Genomic DNA, 18,068 nt, shown 5'->3' with positions numbered 1-18,068 from the left:
TCAGACCGACTCCTGGCCGCGCAACTGACCGTCACCGACTACGATGTACTTCTCGCAGGTCAGCCCTTCGAGGCCCACCGGGCCGCGGGCGTGCAGCTTATCAGTAGAAATGCCAATCTCGGCACCCAATCCGTATTCAAAACCATCGGCGAAGCACGTCGGGGTGTTGATCATCACCGAAGACGAATCGACTTCAGCCACGAAACGCCGGCTGTCGGCCAGGTTTTCGCTGACGATCGAGTCGGTGTGATGGGAGCCGTACTTGTTAATGTGCTCGATGGCCTGATCCAGCCCGTCGACCACGCGGATCGAGAGAATCGGCGCCAGGTATTCGGTGGTCCAGTCTTCCTCGGTGGCCGCAACGGCCTCGATGATTGCCCGGGTGCGCTCGCAACCGCGCAGTTCGACGCCTTTCTCGCGGAACTGTGCCGCCATCGAGGGCAGGAAATCTTTGGCAACGGCTTGATCCACCAGCAGCGTTTCCATCGCGCCGCAGATGCCATAACGATAAGTCTTGGCGTTGAACGCGATGCGCCGGGCTTTCGGCAGATCGGCGTGGGCACTGACGTAGACGTGGCAAATGCCGTCCAGGTGCTTGATGACGGGCACGCGGGCATCGCGGCTGACCCGCTCGATCAGGCCACGGCCGCCACGAGGCACGATGACGTCGACGTATTCCGGCATGGTGATCAGCGCGCCGACGGCGGCACGGTCGGTGGTTTCAACCACTTGCACCACGGCGGCCGGCAGACCTGCCTCGGCCAGGCCACGCTGAATGCAGGCGGCGATGGCACGGTTGGAATGAATCGCCTCGGAACCGCCACGCAGGATGGTCGCATTGCCGGACTTCAGGCACAGGCTGGCGGCATCGATGGTCACGTTCGGCCGCGACTCGTAGATGATTCCGATCACGCCCAACGGCACGCGCATCTTGCCGACCTGAATGCCCGACGGCCGATAACTCATGTCACGGATCGCGCCGACCGGGTCCGGCAGTGCCGCGACCTGACGCAAACCGACGATCATGCTGTCGATGCGCGCCGGGGTCAGCGCCAGCCGTTCCAGCAGAGCCGGCTCAAGACCATTGGCGCGACCGGCGGTCAAATCCAGCTCATTGGCTGCGCTCAGCTCGGCGCGCGCAGCGTCCAGCGCACTGGCTGCCGCCTGCAATGCGCGGTTTTTCTGCGCGGTGCTGGCACGGCCGATCACACGGGAAGCTTCGCGGGCGGCGTGACCCAAACGGGTCATGTAGTCAAGAACGGACTCAGTCATGGTCTACTGTGGTCTTGGTAAAGAGGAAAGCGGCAGATTATAGCTGTCGCGTCTCGGGACTAACAGCGGTGACGGGCGGATGGTCGAAATGGAAGGCAATTTGCCGACGTTCAGCCGTGATTAAGCTTGATTAAGCTGCATATTGTTATCATCACGACTCAATCAGCCCTGACAAACGCTGTCCATCATGACCAACCTGACTGTTCGTGCGTCCGATACGCGCCCACCCAAAGCGCTACCGGATGCGTTTTTCGACCGCGATGCCCAAACGCTGGCCCGGGATTTACTGGGCAAGATCATCCGTCATCGGGTCGACGACCTATGGCTCAGTGCCCGGATCATCGAGACCGAAGCCTATTACTGCGAAGAAAAAGGCAGTCACGCCTCCCTCGGCTACACAGAAAAGCGTAAGGCTTTGTTTCTGGATGGTGGCCACATCTATATGTATTACGCCCGTGGCGGCGATTCCCTGAACTTCAGCGCTCAGGGGCCGGGCAATGCCGTACTGATCAAATCAGCCTATCCATGGGTCGATGAACTGAGCGGGCCGGCAAGCCTGGCGCAGATGCTGCTGAACAACCCCGACGCTCAGGGCCGCCCTCGCCCCTCGCAAAAGCTGTGTGCCGGGCAGACCCTACTGTGCAAGGCGCTGGGACTGAAGGTGCCGGTCTGGGACGCCAAGCGCTTCGATCATGAAGTGTTGCTGGTGGAAGACCGGGGGCCGGCGCCCGGCCACATCATCCAGACCACACGGCTGGGCATTCCCCATGGGCGCGACGAACACCTGATGTACCGTTTCGTCGACGCGGCTTATGCGCCCTATTGCACACGCAACCCGTTGCGCCGGGGGCAAATCGAAGGTCGAGATTATTTTTTGTTGTCCTGATACCGGCTGAATCTTGATGCAAAGGAGATCCCTTGTGGGAGCGGGCTTGCCCGCGATAGGGCCATACCGGTCGACATCAATGTTGACTGTCCAGGCACCATCGCGGGCAAGCCCGCTCCCACAGGACTTTTGACATTGTTTAAATTATGTTCGCCCACCAAGGGCCAATTGAATCAGATGGAGTTGTTTTTATGGGCCCATGGCTCGATAGCGTGACCGGTTGGCTGACGGTCAATCCGCAGTGGCTGGCCGCGGCAGTGTTCATAGTGGCTTGTATGGAATGCCTGGCGATTGCCGGGCTGATCGTACCCGGCACGGTGTTGCTGTTTGCCGTGACGGTGCTGGCCGGCAGTGGCGCATTGTCATTGGGTGAAACACTGCTGCTGGGTTTCCTCGGCGGTGTGCTGGGCGATATCGTTTCGTATTTCCTGGGTCGCCATTTCCACCAGAACATCCGTCGCCTGCCAGGGTTGCGCCATCACCCGGAATGGATCGCGGGTGCCGAGGCCTACTTCCAGCGCTATGGCATCGCCAGCCTGTTGGTCGGCCGCTTTATCGGCCCGTTGCGGCCCATGCTGCCCATGGTCGCCGGGATGTTCGACATGCCGTTCCCACGATTCGCCGTCGTCAGCCTGCTGGCCGCCGCAGGCTGGAGCGTTGCCTATCTGCTGCCCGGCTGGGCCACGGGCGCGGCCATTCGTTTGCCGTTGCCGGAAGGTTTCTGGCCCGAGGCCGGGGTCGTCGCGGGCAGTATTGCGGTGATGGTGGGGCTGAGCATCAACAGCAGCCTGCGCCGCCATCGCAAGGCCACGGTGCTGATTGCCAGCCTGAGCCTGGTGATTCTGGCCGGGCTGTTCATCGGCTATCCGCACCTGACCGCCCTCGACCAAGGGTTGATGACTCTGGTGCAGGAACACCGCAGCCCGATGCTCGATGAAGTGGCTGTGGTGTTCACGCTGATCGGCGAATTCCGCAACATGTTTATGATCAGCGCCCTGCTGACAGCCTTGCTGTTGCTGACGCGGCAATGGCGGCACGCGATCTTCGCGGGTGGCACCCTGCTGTTCACCGCGCTGGGCAACACCGCGACCAAGCACTTTTTCGCCCGCATGCGCCCGGAAGTGCTGAGTGATCCACTGACCAGCTACAGCATGCCCAGCGGCCATGCCTCGGGCTCCTTCGCGCTGTTTCTGACGCTCGCGGTGCTGGCTGGCCGCGGACAACCGCCGCGAATGCGCCTGACCTGGTTATTGGTGGGCTGCTTGCCGGCACTGGCGATTGCCTTGTCGCGGGTATATCTGGGCGCGCACTGGCCGACCGATGTGTTGGCCGGTGCAATGCTGGCGGCGTGTATCTGTGCGGCCAGCCTGTGGCTGAGTCAGCGCCAGGCGCCACTCAACGCCATGCCACCCAAGGTCTGGTGGCTGGTGTTGCCATCGTTGGTGGCGCTGTTCGGATTCTTTGTGTTGAGGCATTTGCCGCATGCTTTGTTGCGGTATGCGTACTGAAAGATCAAAAGATCGCACCTGTAGCAGCTGCGATCTTTTGACGGATGTCAGGCGAACAACTCACCCTGCAACTCATCGAGCAACGCCTGAATCGCATCCAGCCGTTGCTGCGGATCATCGAGTTGCAGCAGGTTGATCTTGTCCATCTCGGAAAACGGCAACAGGTACGCCAACTGATTGGCCAGCGACTGTTGCCCCGTCGCTTCGGCGCCCATGCTCAGCGCTTCGACCATCGGGTGTTCCGCCAAGGCCTTGAGCAGCGCAACCAGATCGGCGTCTTCGTCCAGTAGCGGTTGCTCAGGCTCATCCTTGAGCCACTCGACTTCGGCGACGATCAACTGGTCGCGCTGCACCTCGGCGCGCACAACGTGAAAGCGCCGCCCGCCCTTCACCCGAATACCCAGCAGGCCGTTGTCCTGCTGGTGAAAGTCGGTGATCAGCGCCTCGCACCCCACCCGTGCGTAGCCTTCAGGGGCGATGCCGACTTCTTCGCCCTCGAGAATGCACACCACGCCGAAGCCACCGCCCTGTTTCATGCAGCGACCGATCATGTCCAGGTAGCGCGCCTCGAAGATCTGCAAGTCGAGGATGCAGTCCGGAAACAGCACCGTGTTCAGCGGAAAAAGCGGCAGACTCATAGACATTTCCTTACACCACCATCGACACCGCCAACGGCAGGAACACCGCCGTGGCCACGCCCATCAGACTCATCGCCAGCGCTGCGAAGGCGCCGCACTCTTCACTTTCCTGCAAGGCCACCGAAGTGCCGACCGCGTGGGCGGTCATGCCCAGGGCCATACCGCGGGCCTCCGGGCTGTGGACACCGAGACGGGTCAAAAGACTCGGCCCGAAGATCGCCCCGATCACCCCGGTAATCAACACGAACACCGCCGCCAGCGCCGCGACGCCACCGATCTGCTCTGCCACCAGCATGGCAATCGGCGAGGTGACCGACTTGGGGGCCATGGTCATCAGGATCATGTGTTCAGCGCCGAACCACCAGCCCAGCAATACCCCCATGCCCGTGGCGACCACGCCACCTATCACCAGCGTAGTAAATATCGGCCAGAACAACTGCCGGATCCGCCGCAGGTTGAGGTACAGCGGCACCGCCAGCGCAACGGTGGCCGGCCCGAGCAAGATGCTCAGGATCTCGGTGCTCTTGCGGTACTCGGCATAGCTCAGGCCGCAACTGACCAGTACACCGATGACCAGCAACATGGAAACCAGTACCGGCTGCAGAAAAACCCAGCGGGTTTTCTCGAACGCCGCCAGTACCAATTGATACGCACCCAGCGTAATGCCGATACCGAACAGCGGATGATGGATCACCGACGCCCAGGCGCCGTGCCAATCGAACATCATTGGCCGCCCTCGTCATGAGCATGACGCTTGACCATGCGCTGCATCAGCACCCCGGCGAAGGCCATCGACAGCACCAGCGACAACACCAGAGCACCGGTGATCGCCCAGAAATCCGCGGCAATGTCGGTGGCGTAAACCATCACGCCCACGGCCGGCGGCACCAGCAGCAACGGCAGGTAACGCAGCAGACTGCTGGCCGCCAGGTTCAGCGGCTCGCCGACTTGGCCACGGCTGATCAGATACCCCAGCAACAACAGCAGGCCAATGATCGGCCCCGGCAGCACTGGCAATATCAGATGGTTGAGGGCAGTGCCGAGCAATTGAAACAGCACCAGCCAAGTCAGGCCACGTAACAACATCCATCATCTCCCGCAAAAGGCGCCAGGCATTATAAGCACGTCAACGCTATGAATCGGCATTCGCCAAAAGCATGGTCAGTTGACCGGAGCCATTTGCCATGTTGATCTAAAGTGGTTCGCAGGGAGGTCGAATCCCCCCACTCGAAAACTATAAAACCGATGACCCAAGGAGAGTCTCAATGCCCTATGTTCCAGTTGCAGAGCTCAAAGATTATGTCGGCAAGGAACTCGGACGTTCCGAATGGCTCACCATCGACCAGGAACGCATCAACCTGTTCGCAGAAGCCACAGGTGACTATCAGTTCATCCATGTCGACCCGGTCAAAGCCGCGCAAACACCCTTTGGCAGCACCATCGCCCACGGTTTCCTGTCGTTGTCGCTGATCCCCAAGTTGATGGAAGACATCCTCATCCTGCCCCAAGGCGCGAAGATGGTGGTCAACTACGGTCTGGACAGCGTGCGTTTTATCCAGCCTGTGAAGGTCAATTCCAGGGTTCGACTCAAGGTCGACATGAACGACGTCACCGAGAAGAAACCCGGCCAATGGCTGCTCAAGGCCACCGCCACGCTTGAAATCGAAGGGTCGGACAAACCGGCGTATATCGCCGAGCCACTGTCCCTCTGTTTCGTCTGACACATGCCTGATTGCGAAACAGCTCATGCTGTTTCGCGCTGTGTCTCTGCCGTGTCTCTATAAATGCGACACATAGCTGCGGCATACTCCGTCGCCTAACTGCCCGGATCCCGCTATGCGCTCACTTGCACTCCTTGCTCTGACCCTGTTGCTCACCGCTTGCGGCGATGGCGAATCGCTGTTGCCCCCCGACGCCCGCCTGCCGGACGGCGGACGCTATCGCGGTGACCTGGTCAACGGCTTGCTGCAAGGCGAGGGTCGCATCGATTACCCGAACGGCAGCTGGTACGCCGGCCAGTTCGACAAAGGCCAATGGCATGGTCAGGGCGAATGGCACGGTAGCAACGGCGAGGTCTATCGCGGGCAATTCCAGCAGGGGCTGTTCGACGGCAAGGGCACGCTGACCACCACCGGCAGCAGCTACACCGGCGGCTTCAAGGCCGGTCGACGGGACGGTGAAGGCACCCTCAAAGAAAACGCCATGACCTACCGTGGCGAATTCAAGGCCGATCAATATTCAGGGCTCGGTCGTCTGGAACTCGAAGACGGCAGCCAGTACCAGGGTCAGTTCGCCCATGGCAAACCCAACGGCGAAGGCCAGCGCGGCGATGCCAGCGGCAATCAGTTCACCGGGCATTTCGTCGATGGCCAGCTGGAAGGCAACGGCACCTTCAACAGCGCCGATGGCGATATCTATGTCGGCGGCTTCAAGAACAATCAACTGCACGGCAAGGGCCGCTACGAGAACGCCGATGGCGATGTCTGGCTCGGTCAGTTCAAGGAAGGGGTGCTGAGCGGCAAGGGCGAGTTGATCGGCGCCGACGGCAGTCACTACATCGGTCAGTTCAGCGACTGGCGCTTCACTGGCCAGGGCCGCTTGAACCTGGCCGATGGCAGTTTCTATGTCGGCCAGTTCGACGGCGACAATTATCAGGGCAAAGGCACGTTGGTGCTCACCGATGGCACGGTGCTGAGCGGCACCTGGATCAATAGTCAGCGTGTGCGCGACGCCGACGGCAAGCTGCTGCCGGACACCCTCGAACTCGGCTTGCTGGCTCAGGGCCGTTTGCTCGACGATGCACTGGCCAGCGTACCGGCCTCGACCCCGGCGGTCGAGCTGTACACCTTGACCCTGGGCGGTGACGGCAAGCAGAGCGTGTTCCTGCGCGAATCGGACTACGTCGCCAACATGCTCACCAGCCGTTTCGGCGCCTTCGGCCAGATCCGCCTGGTCAACCATCGCGACCACCTTGGCGACCGGCCGATGGCCACCCGGGAAAACCTGCGCCGCGCCGCCCAGACCCTGGCCGAGCGCAGCGGCCCGGAAGACTTGCTGTTCATTTACCTCACCAGCCATGGCTCCAGTGAACACGAACTGGTGCTCGACCAGCCACGCATGGAACTGGCCGACCTGCCGGCCGACGAGCTCGCCGCCGTCCTCGCCCCCCTGAAAAAACGCGACAAGATTATCGTGATTTCATCTTGCTATTCCGGCGGCTTCATTCCCGCGCTCAAGGATGAACGCACCCTGATCATGACCGCCTCGCGCGCTGACCGGGTGTCCTTCGGGTGTTCGGAAGAAGCCAATTTCACTTATTTCGGCGACGCGCTGTTTGCCCAGGCGCTGAACCAGACCGACGATCTGGAGCAAGCCTTCAAACGGGCCAGTGCCACCGTGGCCGAACGTGAGCTGGCCGACAACTTCGAAGCCTCCGAGCCGCAGATATGGGCGCCGAAAGCCGTTCTCGCCCACTGGCAATTGTTACGCAAGCAGCAGGCACGAAAGGCACTGCAAAGTGTCTCTATCAGCAAGGATGAAAAGAGCAACTAAGCTGAATAGTATCAAGGGGGAATGACTATGTACTTGACGCCTCAGCATGTATTGCTTGCCGGAGCTACCGGGTTGACCGGTGAGCATTTGCTTGACCGTCTGCTCAATGAGCCAACGATTACGCGGGTATTGGCTCCCTCACGCCGGCCACTGGCCGAGCATCCTCACTTGGAAAACCCGGTCGGCGACCCGGCTGCGTTTTTGCCGCAATTGAACGGTCGCGTCGACATTGCCTATTGCTGCCTCGGCACCACCATCAAACAGGCCGGCTCCGAACAAGCGTTTCGCGCGGTGGACCTGGACATGGTCGTGGCGTTCGCCAAACGTGCGCGGGAGATGGGCGCAAGGCACCTGATCGTGATCAGTGCCTTGGGGGCCGATCGCAGATCCTCGATTTTCTACAACCGGGTTAAAGGCGAGATGGAACACGCATTGCGCGCACAGAATTGGCCGCAGCTGACCATTTGCCGGCCTTCGCTGTTGTTGGGCGATCGCGTCGAGCCGCGATTAGGCGAGCGGGTTGCCGGCCCGTTGTCGAAATTGATTCCGGGCAAATACCACGGCATCGAAGCCTGCCAACTGGCCCGCGCCATGTGGCGCCTGGCGCTGGAGGAGCAAGATGGTGTGCGGATTGTCGAGTCGGATGAGTTGCGCAAGCTCGGTAAATAACGCGCCGACTTGTGGCGAGGGAGCTTGCTCCCTCGCCACAAGAGCCGCGCTCGTTCTTACAATCCACCCGACGCCTGAAAATTCACTCCCAACACCGTCAACAACGACAGCGGCAACAGCAACGTGTCGAGCAAGGCACTGGCCGGCAGATCAACACCTGGATAACTCGGCGCTTCTGCGCCAAATCTGTCCATGGCGCAGCAACCGCCGTTCATCGCATACAGATCCAGTCGCGTCCCCGAATACACAACCGGCGCCCCAGGCTTGGCGGCATCGAGGGTGCGTGCCGTGGCGCAGCCCGCCAGTTGCAACGCCAACAGGATGATCAGCAGCTTATTCATCGCTGCTCAAATGGTGTTCGCCCCAACGCGGCAGCATGTCTTGCGGGATGTTCAAACAGTTGAGAATTCGCGCCACGACGAAGTCGATCAAGTCATCGATGGTCTGGGGCTGGTGATAGAAGCCCGGCGACGCCGGCAGAATCGTCACGCCCATGTTCGACAGCTTGAGCATGTGCTCCAGATGAATGCTCGAATACGGTGCCTCGCGCGGCACCAGAATCAGCTGGCGACGCTCCTTCAAGGTCACGTCGGCCGCCCGCTCGATCAAGTTGTTGCAGGCCCCGGTCGCGATAGCCGACAAGGTCCCGGTGGAACACGGCACCACCACCATCGCTGCTGGCGAGCCAGAACCCGAAGCCACCGGCGACATCCAGTCTTCCTTGCCGTACACCCGAATCTGCCCGGCGGCGGCGCCGGTGTATTCAGTGAGGAAGGCTTGCATCATCTGCGGTTTGGACGGCAGCGAGACATCGGTTTCAGTGGCCATCACCAGTTGCGCGGCCTTGGAAATCAGGAAGTGCACTTCGCGGTCTTCACGCACCAGGCAGTCGAGCAGGCGCAAGCCGTACTGGGCGCCCGAAGCGCCGGTCATCGCCAGCGTGATGCGTTCCGGGCCGTTGTTCATTGCAGCGCCTCGGCCAGTTTGCCGTGCAGGCCGCCGAAGCCGCCGTTGCTCATGATCACCACGTGAGTGCCCGGCTGGGCCTGGCTCTTCACCCGCTCGATGATGCCTTCCAGCGAATCGCTGACGATCGACGGCACGGTGCATAACGCCGCCGTGGCGCCCAGATCCCAGCCGAGGTTGGCCGGTGAATACCAGATCACCTGATCGGCATCGACCACGCTCTCCGGCAAACCATCGCGGTGAGCGCCGAGTTTCATGGAGTTGGAACGCGGCTCGATGATCGCGATCAATGGCGCGTCGCCAATGCGTTTGCGCAGACCGTCGAGGGTGGTGGCGATGGCGGTCGGGTGGTGAGCGAAGTCGTCGTAAATGGTGATGCCACGCACTTCAGCGACTTTCTCCATCCGGCGCTTCACGCTTTTGAACGCGCTCAGCGCCGCAACGCCCATCGACGGCACTACGCCGACGTGACGCGCAGCGGCCAAGGTAGCCAAGGCGTTGGCGACGTTGTGCTGACCGGTCATGTCCCACTCGACCACGCCTTGAGCGACGCCTTCGAACATCACTTCGAATTTCGAACCGTCTTCGCTGAGCAGTTTGACCTGCCACTGCCCGCCGGCACCGGTGGTTTGCACCGGGGTCCAGCAGCCCATGTCGATGACGCGCTGCAAGGCCGGTTCAGTGGTCGGATGGATCACCAGACCCTCGCTCGGAATGGTCCGTACCAAATGGTGGAACTGCCGCTCGATGGCTGGCAGATCAGGGAAGATGTCCGCGTGATCGAACTCAAGATTGTTCAGAATCGCCGTACGCGGACGGTAGTGAACGAACTTGGAGCGCTTGTCGAAGAATGCACTGTCGTATTCGTCGGCTTCGATCACAAAAAACGGCGTGCCGCCCAGACGCGCCGACACCGAGAAATTCTGCGGCACGCCGCCGATCAGGAAACCCGGGCTCATGCCCGCATGTTCCAGCACCCAGGCGAGCATGCTGCTGGTGGTGGTTTTACCGTGAGTGCCGGCAACCGCCAGCACCCAGCGGCCTTGCAATACGTGATCCGCCAGCCATTGCGGGCCGGAGACGTACGGCAGGCCTTTGTTCAGCACGTACTCGACGGCCGGGTTGCCGCGGGACATGGCATTGCCGATCACCACCAGATCCGGGGCCGGATCGAGCTGCGCCGGGTCGTAACCTTGAGTCAACTCAATGCCCTGAGCTTGCAGCTGAGTGCTCATCGGCGGATAGACGTTGGCATCGGAGCCGGTCACGTGATGGCCCAGCTCTTTGGCCAGAACCGCCATCGAACCCATGAAAGTGCCGCAAATACCAAGAATATGAATGTGCATAGTCGACCTCGTAAAACATGGCCGCAGGTTAGCTTAGGGAGGGGAAAATCGCACTCTTTAGCTGTAACCACGCTCGTTCCCACGCTCTGCGTGGGAATGCAGCAAGGGACGCTCTGCGTCCCAAAAGCGGACGCAGAGCGTCCGGGGAGGCATTCCCACGCAGAGCGTGGGAACGATCAGTCACAACCTAGCGGGCGATACCGTGTTTGCGCAGCTTTCTGTAAAGCGTATTGCGACTGACGCCCAACTGCTCGGCGGTGTGGGTTATGTGCCAGCGCTGCTGCTCCAGCGCGCTGAGCAATGCCAACCGCTCGGCATCGTCCAGCGGATACTCGGACGGTTCTTCAACCGCCGACGCCGTCACCGGTCGGGCCTGACGAATCATCGCCGGCAAATCTTCCAGCCCGATCCGACCGCCGTCACACAGCGCTGCCAAGGTCCGCAGCACATTGCGCAACTGCCGCACGTTCCCCGGCCAGGCAAAATCCAGCAAGGCCTGCCGCGCCGGGGCATCAATCAACACGCTCTCCCCGCCCGCCTCTTCGGCCAGCAAAAAGTCGAGCAACTGTGATTTGTCCGTGCGCTCGCGCAACGCCGGCAAGGCAACCTCCAACCCATTGAGCCGGTAATATAAATCCTCGCGAAAACTGCCGTCCTGCACCCTTTCAAGCAGGTTGCGGTGAGTGGCGCTGATGATCCGCACATTGACCGACTCCGGCTCGCCGCCGATCGGCACCACCTGACGGTCTTCCAGCACCCTTAATAGCCGGGTCTGCATGGTCAGCGGCATGTCACCGATTTCATCGAGGAACAAGGTCCCGCCATCAGCCTGCTGCAACTTGCCGCGCATGCCTTCCTTGCGGGCACCGGTGAAACTGCCGCCGCGATAGCCGAACAGCTCACTTTCAATCAGGCTTTCGGGAATCGCCGCGCAATTGAGGGCAACGAACGTCTTTTCTGCCCGTTGACTGGCCTGATGCACGGCTTTGGCGAAGGCCTCCTTGCCAGAACCGGTTTCACCGTTGATCAGCAACGGCACGTCCCGTTCGAACACCCGCAGGGCCTTGCGGAAGTCTTCCTGCAGCGCGGCATCGCCCAGGCAAATACCCGACAAGCGCGGACGCTCGACAACCATCGGGCTTTGCACCACAGGCACAGGAATGCTGCGCGGCTGCCCGCGCAACACGGCAAACAGCCGCCGCCCGTCACGGGTGCGCAGCGGCCAACTGGCGCTGGCATTGGCGCTCGCCCGGCCAAGCAACTCATCCAGCGAGCAATCGAAAAACGCTTCCACCGGCTTGCCCAACAGCCCGCCGCGAATATGCCCCAGCAAATTCAGCGCACTCTGGTTGACCGCACAGATCCGCCCTTCCCCGTCGAACGCCAGCAGCCCTTCGCTGAACAGCCCGACGGATTCGGCCTGCAAGTGAAAACGCAGCAACCATTGATTGTCGAAGTAACGCAGGAAATAGCAGCTCTCGATCATCTTCGCCGACAGATTGACCAGGGCCATGGTGTGGAATTGGCTCTGACGCGAAACCTCATGACGCGCCGAAGACACGTCAAGCACCGCCAGCAGCTCGCCGTGGGGGTCGAACACCGGGCTCGCCGAGCAGGTCAGGCCGGTGTGACGGCCGCGAAAATGTTCGTCCTGATGGATGGTCAGGGACTGACGCTCCACCAGGCAGGTGCCGATGCCGTTGGTGCCTTCGCAGGCTTCGCTCCAGTCCGCCCCCAACCACAGGCCGGCGCGCTCGAAAATCTTCCGTTCGGCGGGCGCGGTGACGCAATTGAGGATCACCCCGCGGGCATCGGTCAGCAGCACCGCGTGGCCGGCGCCGGAAAGCTGCTGGTGGAGGCTGGTCATTTCGTTGCCGGCGATCTGCAACACTTGCTGCAAACGTTCACGGCTTTCCAGCACGCGGCCATGTTCCAGCACCGTCGGCGCCATGGTCAGGGCCGGGTCGAGGTGATAGTCCTCAAGACAACGCAGCCAGGAACGGGCAATGGACGGATCGCTGCCGGGACCGTGCAGGTGGGATTTACCCTGGGTCACGGTCAACACTTGCTGGGCATGGCGACTTAAATGGTTGTCGTGCATTTCTTATTATTCTCCCCGAGCGGTTTACACCGCCCCCGTAGGAGCTGCCTTCGGCAGCTCCTACGGGGGTTATGCAGCAGCCATCAAATCCCTGTGACTTAGTCATGCGAGCTCCGAGCATCCTCCAGCCTAGCCTCCAATGCAATGCTGGCAAGACCCGCTAGTCACAGCCTGCGCCATAAACGGTACAAAGTGTCACAGGGGCTGTACCGCAAGCGTCACAAACGCCGCCCATCTGTCCGACAAAAAGCACGCAAGACCTTGATTTACCTGACCTGCAAGGCGCTGGCCCGACCTTTGCTCTACGCTTATGCAGCGCTCTGGCGCGTCCTCCCTTATAAGCACAAAAGCCAAGGAGATACCCATCATGCGTTACGCTCACCCCGGTACTGAAGGCGCTATCGTTTCGTTCAAGAGCAAATACGGTAACTACATCGGCGGCGAGTTCGTCGCGCCTGTCAAAGGTCAGTACTTCACCAATACATCGCCGGTCAACGGCCAACCTATTGCCGAATTCCCGCGCTCCACGGCCGAAGACATCGAAAAGGCCCTGGACGCTGCCCATGCCGCCGCCGACGCCTGGGGCGCCACGTCCGCCCAGGCACGCTCGCTGGTGCTGCTGAAAATCGCCGATCGCATCGAACAGAACCTGGAACTGCTGGCAATCACCGAATCCTGGGACAACGGCAAGGCCGTGCGCGAAACCCTCAATGCCGACATTCCATTGGCCGCCGACCACTTCCGTTACTTCGCCGGTTGCATCCGCGCCCAGGAAGGCAGCGCCGCCGAGATCGATGGCAACACCGTGGCCTATCACATCCATGAACCGCTGGGCGTGGTCGGGCAGATCATCCCGTGGAACTTCCCGATTCTGATGGCCGCCTGGAAACTCGCCCCGGCCCTGGCCGCCGGCAACTGCGTGGTCCTTAAACCGGCCGAGCAAACCCCGCTGGGCATTACCGTGCTCATGGAACTGATCGGCGACCTGCTGCCACCCGGCGTGCTCAACGTGGTGCAAGGGTTCGGCAAAGAAGCCGGGGAAGCCCTGGCCACCAGCAAGCGCATCGCCAAGATCGCCTTCACCGGCTCGACCCCGGTCGGCTCGCACATCATGAAATGCGCCGCCGAAAACATCATTCCGTCCACTGTGGAGCTGGGTGGCAAGTCGCCGAACATCTTCTTCGAAGACATCATGCAAGCCGAGCCGACGTTCATCGAGAAAGCCGCCGAAGGCCTGGTACTGGCGTTCTTCAACCAGGGCGAAGTCTGCACCTGCCCGTCCCGCGCTCTGGTACAGGAGTCGATCTACGACGAGTTCATGAAAGTGGTCATGAACAAAGTCCTGCAGATCAAGCGTGGCGACCCGCTGGACACCGACACCATGGTCGGCGCCCAGGCGTCCGAGCAGCAATTCGACAAAATCCTTTCGTACCTGGAAATCGCCAAGGGCGAAGGCGCCGAGCTGCTGACCGGCGGCAAGGTAGAAAAACTCGAGGGCAGCCTGGCGACCGGGTATTACATCCAGCCGACCCTGCTCAAAGGCACCAACAAAATGCGCGTGTTCCAGGAAGAAATCTTTGGCCCGGTGGTGAGCATCACCACCTTCAAGGACGAAGCCGAAGCCCTGGCCATCGCCAACGACACCGAGTTCGGCCTGGGTGCCGGCCTCTGGACCCGCGACATCAACCGCGCCTACCGCATGGGCCGCGCCATCAAGGCTGGTCGCGTGTGGACCAACTGCTACCACCTGTACCCGGCGCACGCCGCGTTTGGCGGTTACAAGAAGTCCGGCGTCGGGCGTGAAACCCACAAAATGATGCTCGACCACTATCAGCAGACCAAAAACCTGCTGGTGAGCTACGACATCAATCCGTTGGGCTTCTTCTAAGAACCGGGGGCGATGCAGGTAGTTCTGTATCGCCCTTCGGATGGCCATCGCGGGCAAGCCCGCTCCCACAGTGATTTGGGTCAACCCCAATAGGTGAATTTACCCCATAACCCTGTGGGAGCGGGCTTGCCCGCGATGGCGCCCTCAAACGCACCATAAATAATCGCCCTGCTGCTCTGGCACGGGCTTTGCGTGCCTGCTCCACACATAAACGCCATACCCGAAAGTCCAACAGATCAAACAATAAAAAAGACAGAGAGGACTTATGACTTCTACTACACAGCTCAAACCCACACTCGGCACCCTGCATCTATGGGGCATTGCCGTCGGCCTGGTGATTTCCGGCGAATATTTCGGCTGGAGTTACGGCTGGGGCACCGCAGGCACCCTGGGTTTCCTCGTCACCGCCCTGATGGTGGCGACGATGTACACCTGCTTCATCTTCAGTTTCACCGAATTGACCACCGCCATTCCCCACGCTGGCGGGCCGTTTGCCTACAGCCGCCGGGCCTTCGGTGAAAAAGGCGGGCTGATCGCCGGCATTGCCACCCTGATCGAATTCGTCTTTGCGCCACCGGCAATTGCCATGGCCATCGGCGCCTACCTCAACGTGCAATACCCGGAACTGGACCCGAAGATCGCCGCTGTTGGCGCCTATTTCGTGTTCATGGGCCTGAATATCCTCGGCGTCAGCATCGCGGCCACCTTCGAATTGGTGGTCACCGTGCTCGCCGTCGCCGAATTGCTGGTGTTCATGGGCGTGGTCGCACCGGGCTTCAGCTTCAGCAATTTCGTGCTCAACGGCTGGTCGGGTTCCAACGAATTCACCATGGCCTCAATCCCCGGCATCTTTGCGGCGATACCTTTCGCGATCTGGTTCTTCCTCGCCATTGAAGGCGCCGCCATGGCCGCCGAGGAAGCCAAGGACCCGAAACGCACGATTCCCAGGGCTTACGTCAGTGGCATTCTGACCCTGGTGTTCCTGGCCATCGGCGTCATGGTGATGGCTGGCGGCGTCGGCGACTGGCGTCAACTGTCGAACATCAACGATCCGCTGCCTCAGGCGATGAAAGCCGTGGTCGGCAATAATTCGACCTGGATGCACATGCTGGTCTGGATCGGCCTGTTCGGCCTGGTGGCGAGCTTCCACGGGATCATTCTTGGCTACTCGCGACAGTTCTTCGCCCTGGCTCGCGCCGGTTATCTGCCCAAAGGGCTGGCCAAACTCTCGCGCTTCCAGACGCCGCACCGGGCGATTCTGGCGGGTGGCGTGATCGGCATCGCGGCGATCTACAGCGACGGCCTGGTCAACCTGCAAGGCATGACGCTGACGGCTGCGATGATCACCATGTCGGTATTCGGTGCCATCGTGATGTACATCATCAGTATGCTGAGCCTGTTCAAATTGCGTAAAACCGAGCCGAACCTGGAACGCACCTTCCGCGCGCCGGGCTACCCGATCGTACCGGGGATCGCGCTGTTTCTGGCGGTGGTGTGCCTGGTGGCGATGGCGTGGTTCAACACCTTGATCGGGTGTGTGTTCCTTGGGTTCATGGTGGCCGGTTACCTGTATTTCCAACTGACCGCCAAGCAGCGTTCCGACGCGCCGGCGGATGCGATGCTCGAAGGCGTCTGAGTTGCACCGGCGCCGGGCTGATTCCCGGCGCCTGCCATATTGAAGTGCAGTGCAGTTCCCTATGTGGGAGCGAGCCTGCTCGCGATTTGCGGTCTGACATCCAAAACATGTGTCGAATGACACACTGCAATCGCGAGCAGGCTCGCTCCCACAGGGTTCGGCGGTGCATTCGGGTTATTTATTGAATCAGGAGGACACCGTCCCATGGCCGTATTTGCCCATACCGTCGGCGCCCAGACCTATCGCTTCGACAGCCTCAAGGACGTCATGGCCAAAGCCAGCCCGGCGCGCTCCGGGGACTTTCTGGCCGGTGTTGCCGCCCTCAATGATGGCGAGCGAGTGGCCGCGCAGATGGCCCTGGCTGATATCCCGCTGACTCATTTCCTGCAGGAAGTGCTGATTCCTTATGAGGCCGATGAAGTTACCCGGCTGATCATCGACACTCACGACAAACAGGCTTTCGCGGTTGTCAGCCACCTCACCGTCGGTGGTTTCCGAGACTGGCTGCTCAGCGACGCCGCCGACGAACAGAGCCTGCGCGCCCTCGCTCCGGGCCTGATCCCGGAAATGGCCGCCGCCGTGTCAAAGATCATGCGCGTGCAGGACCTGGTGCTGGTGGCGCAGAAAATCCGCGTGGTCACGAAATTCCGCGGCACGCTGGGCCTGCGCGGCCGGCTCTCGACACGCCTGCAACCCAACCACCCCACCGACGAACCGGCCGGTATCGCCGCGAGCATTCTCGACGGCCTGCTGTACGGTAACGGTGACGCGATGATCGGCATCAACCCGGCCACCGACAGCATCGCGTCGATCTGCGCCATGCTGGAAATGCTCGATGCGATCATCCAGCGCTACGAAATTCCTACGCAGGCCTGCGTGCTGACCCACGTCACTACGTCCATCGAGGCGATAAATCGAGGTGTTCCGCTGGACCTGGTGTTCCAGTCGATTGCCGGCACCGAAGCGGCGAATGCCAGTTTCGGTATCAACCTCAACGTCTTGCAGGAAGGCTATGACGCGGGCTTGAGTCTGAACCGCGGCACGCTGGGCCAGAACCTGATGTATTTCGAGACCGGTCAGGGCAGCGCCTTGTCGGCCAACGCCCACCACGGCGTCGATCAACAGACTTGCGAAACCCGCGCCTACGCCGTGGCGCGTCATTTCAAGCCGTTTCTGGTAAACACCGTCGTAGGCTTCATCGGCCCGGAATACCTCTATAACGGCAAACAGATCATCCGCGCCGGTCTCGAAGATCACTTCTGCGGCAAGCTTCTGGGCGTGCCCATGGGTTGCGACATCTGTTACACCAATCACGCCGAAGCCGATCAGGACGACATGGACACCCTGCTGACCTTGCTGGGTGTGGCCGGGATCAACTTCATCATGGGCATCCCCGGCTCCGACGACATCATGCTCAACTACCAGACCACCTCGTTCCACGACGCCCTCTACGCCCGGCAAACCCTGGGCCTGAAACCGGCGCCGGAGTTTGAACAGTGGCTGGCGAACATGGGCATCTTCACCCAGGCAGACGGCAAAATTCACTTCGGCAACAGCCTGCCAGCGGCCTTCCGCCAGGCATTGGCGCAACTGGGATGAGTGTTGA

The 18,068-nt window shown here is 61.0% G+C and carries 16 protein-coding genes; 8 read left to right on the top strand and 8 right to left on the bottom strand.

Translation table 11 applies throughout. The annotated features are described in order from the left end of the window. A complete protein-coding gene (locus LOY38_RS03975; RefSeq protein WP_258698918.1) occupies positions 1-1,272 on the bottom strand; it encodes a glutamate-5-semialdehyde dehydrogenase in 1,272 nt (423 codons plus the stop codon). A gap of 187 nt (positions 1,273-1,459) precedes the next feature. On the opposite strand from LOY38_RS03975, the gene LOY38_RS03970 reads away from it, so the two are divergent. Together LOY38_RS03970 and LOY38_RS03965 are read left to right on the top strand one after the other, a co-directional pair. Then, entirely contained in the window at positions 1,460-2,158 is a 699-nt protein-coding gene (locus LOY38_RS03970) for a DNA-3-methyladenine glycosylase (protein ID WP_258698917.1), read from the top strand. Positions 2,159-2,349: 191 nt separating this feature from the next. After that, positions 2,350-3,666: a bifunctional DedA family/phosphatase PAP2 family protein gene (locus LOY38_RS03965; protein ID WP_258698916.1), complete on the top strand. Its 1,317-nt coding sequence runs from the start codon at positions 2,350-2,352 to the stop codon at positions 3,664-3,666. Between the two features lie 47 nt (positions 3,667-3,713). Here LOY38_RS03965 and LOY38_RS03960 read toward each other — a convergent pair whose 3' ends face one another. From LOY38_RS03960 to LOY38_RS03950, 3 genes are read right to left on the bottom strand one after another with little or no spacing between them, the layout of a single operon-like run. Next, on the bottom strand, positions 3,714-4,304 hold the full coding sequence (locus tag LOY38_RS03960; RefSeq protein WP_258698915.1) for an LON peptidase substrate-binding domain-containing protein: 591 nt from the start codon (positions 4,302-4,304) through the stop codon (positions 3,714-3,716). Positions 4,305-4,314: 10 nt separating this feature from the next. Continuing rightward, positions 4,315-5,031, bottom strand: coding sequence for an LrgB family protein (locus LOY38_RS03955; protein WP_258698914.1), 717 nt, complete (start codon positions 5,029-5,031; stop codon positions 4,315-4,317). Continuing rightward, positions 5,028-5,390 carry a CidA/LrgA family protein gene (locus LOY38_RS03950; protein WP_258698913.1) on the bottom strand — a complete coding sequence of 121 codons (363 nt, stop codon included), beginning with the start codon at positions 5,388-5,390 and terminating at the stop codon, positions 5,028-5,030. Before LOY38_RS03950 ends, LOY38_RS03955 begins: the two co-directional genes overlap by 4 nt. Before the next feature lie 179 nt (positions 5,391-5,569). Here LOY38_RS03950 and LOY38_RS03945 point away from each other — a divergent pair, with 179 nt between their 5' ends. The 3 genes from LOY38_RS03945 to LOY38_RS03935 all read left to right on the top strand — a co-directional run bounded on the left by LOY38_RS03945 (position 5,570) and on the right by LOY38_RS03935 (position 8,525). After that, positions 5,570-6,025 (top strand): MaoC family dehydratase, encoded by a 456-nt coding sequence (locus LOY38_RS03945; RefSeq protein ID WP_258698912.1) that lies wholly within the window; start codon positions 5,570-5,572, stop codon positions 6,023-6,025. A 115-nt stretch (positions 6,026-6,140) separates the two neighbouring features. Beyond that, positions 6,141-7,856, top strand: a complete 1,716-nt coding sequence (locus tag LOY38_RS03940; protein ID WP_258698911.1) for a C13 family peptidase — start codon at positions 6,141-6,143, stop codon at positions 7,854-7,856. 27 nt (positions 7,857-7,883) lie between these two features. After that, positions 7,884-8,525 (top strand): oxidoreductase, encoded by a 642-nt coding sequence (locus tag LOY38_RS03935; protein WP_258698910.1) that lies wholly within the window; start codon positions 7,884-7,886, stop codon positions 8,523-8,525. A 56-nt stretch (positions 8,526-8,581) separates the two neighbouring features. Here LOY38_RS03935 and LOY38_RS03930 read toward each other — a convergent pair whose 3' ends face one another. From LOY38_RS03930 to LOY38_RS03915, 4 genes are all read right to left on the bottom strand, one after another. Beyond that, positions 8,582-8,866, bottom strand: a complete 285-nt coding sequence (locus LOY38_RS03930) for a YceK/YidQ family lipoprotein (protein ID WP_258698909.1) — start codon at positions 8,864-8,866, stop codon at positions 8,582-8,584. Then, the gene (gene ubiX, locus LOY38_RS03925) at positions 8,859-9,491 is read right to left on the bottom strand and encodes a flavin prenyltransferase UbiX (protein ID WP_223485712.1); all 633 of its coding nucleotides are present in this window, start codon (positions 9,489-9,491) and stop codon (positions 8,859-8,861) included. The genes LOY38_RS03930 and ubiX overlap by 8 nt, the downstream gene beginning before the upstream one ends. Further along, positions 9,488-10,837 carry a UDP-N-acetylmuramate:L-alanyl-gamma-D-glutamyl-meso-diaminopimelate ligase gene (gene mpl, locus LOY38_RS03920; protein WP_258698908.1) on the bottom strand — a complete coding sequence of 450 codons (1,350 nt, stop codon included), beginning with the start codon at positions 10,835-10,837 and terminating at the stop codon, positions 9,488-9,490. The genes ubiX and mpl overlap by 4 nt, the downstream gene beginning before the upstream one ends. A 187-nt stretch (positions 10,838-11,024) precedes the next feature. Next, entirely contained in the window at positions 11,025-12,938 is a 1,914-nt protein-coding gene (locus tag LOY38_RS03915; protein ID WP_258698907.1) for a sigma-54-dependent Fis family transcriptional regulator, read from the bottom strand. A 367-nt stretch (positions 12,939-13,305) separates the two neighbouring features. Between LOY38_RS03915 and LOY38_RS03910 the strand changes: the two genes are divergently transcribed. From LOY38_RS03910 to LOY38_RS03900, 3 genes are all read left to right on the top strand, one after another. Continuing rightward, positions 13,306-14,826 (top strand): aldehyde dehydrogenase family protein, encoded by a 1,521-nt coding sequence (locus tag LOY38_RS03910; RefSeq protein ID WP_258698906.1) that lies wholly within the window; start codon positions 13,306-13,308, stop codon positions 14,824-14,826. 265 nt (positions 14,827-15,091) lie between these two features. Then, the gene (gene eat, locus LOY38_RS03905; protein ID WP_258698905.1) at positions 15,092-16,462 is read left to right on the top strand and encodes an ethanolamine permease; all 1,371 of its coding nucleotides are present in this window, start codon (positions 15,092-15,094) and stop codon (positions 16,460-16,462) included. A gap of 204 nt (positions 16,463-16,666) precedes the next feature. After that, positions 16,667-18,061 (top strand): ethanolamine ammonia-lyase subunit EutB, encoded by a 1,395-nt coding sequence (locus LOY38_RS03900; RefSeq protein ID WP_258698904.1) that lies wholly within the window; start codon positions 16,667-16,669, stop codon positions 18,059-18,061. The last annotated feature ends 7 nt before the right edge of the window (positions 18,062-18,068 follow it).

It is taken from the genome of Pseudomonas sp. B21-015 (assembly GCF_024749285.1).
GTDB lineage: Bacteria > Pseudomonadota > Gammaproteobacteria > Pseudomonadales > Pseudomonadaceae > Aquipseudomonas.
This window is presented reverse-complemented; position numbering and strand designations above follow the sequence as displayed.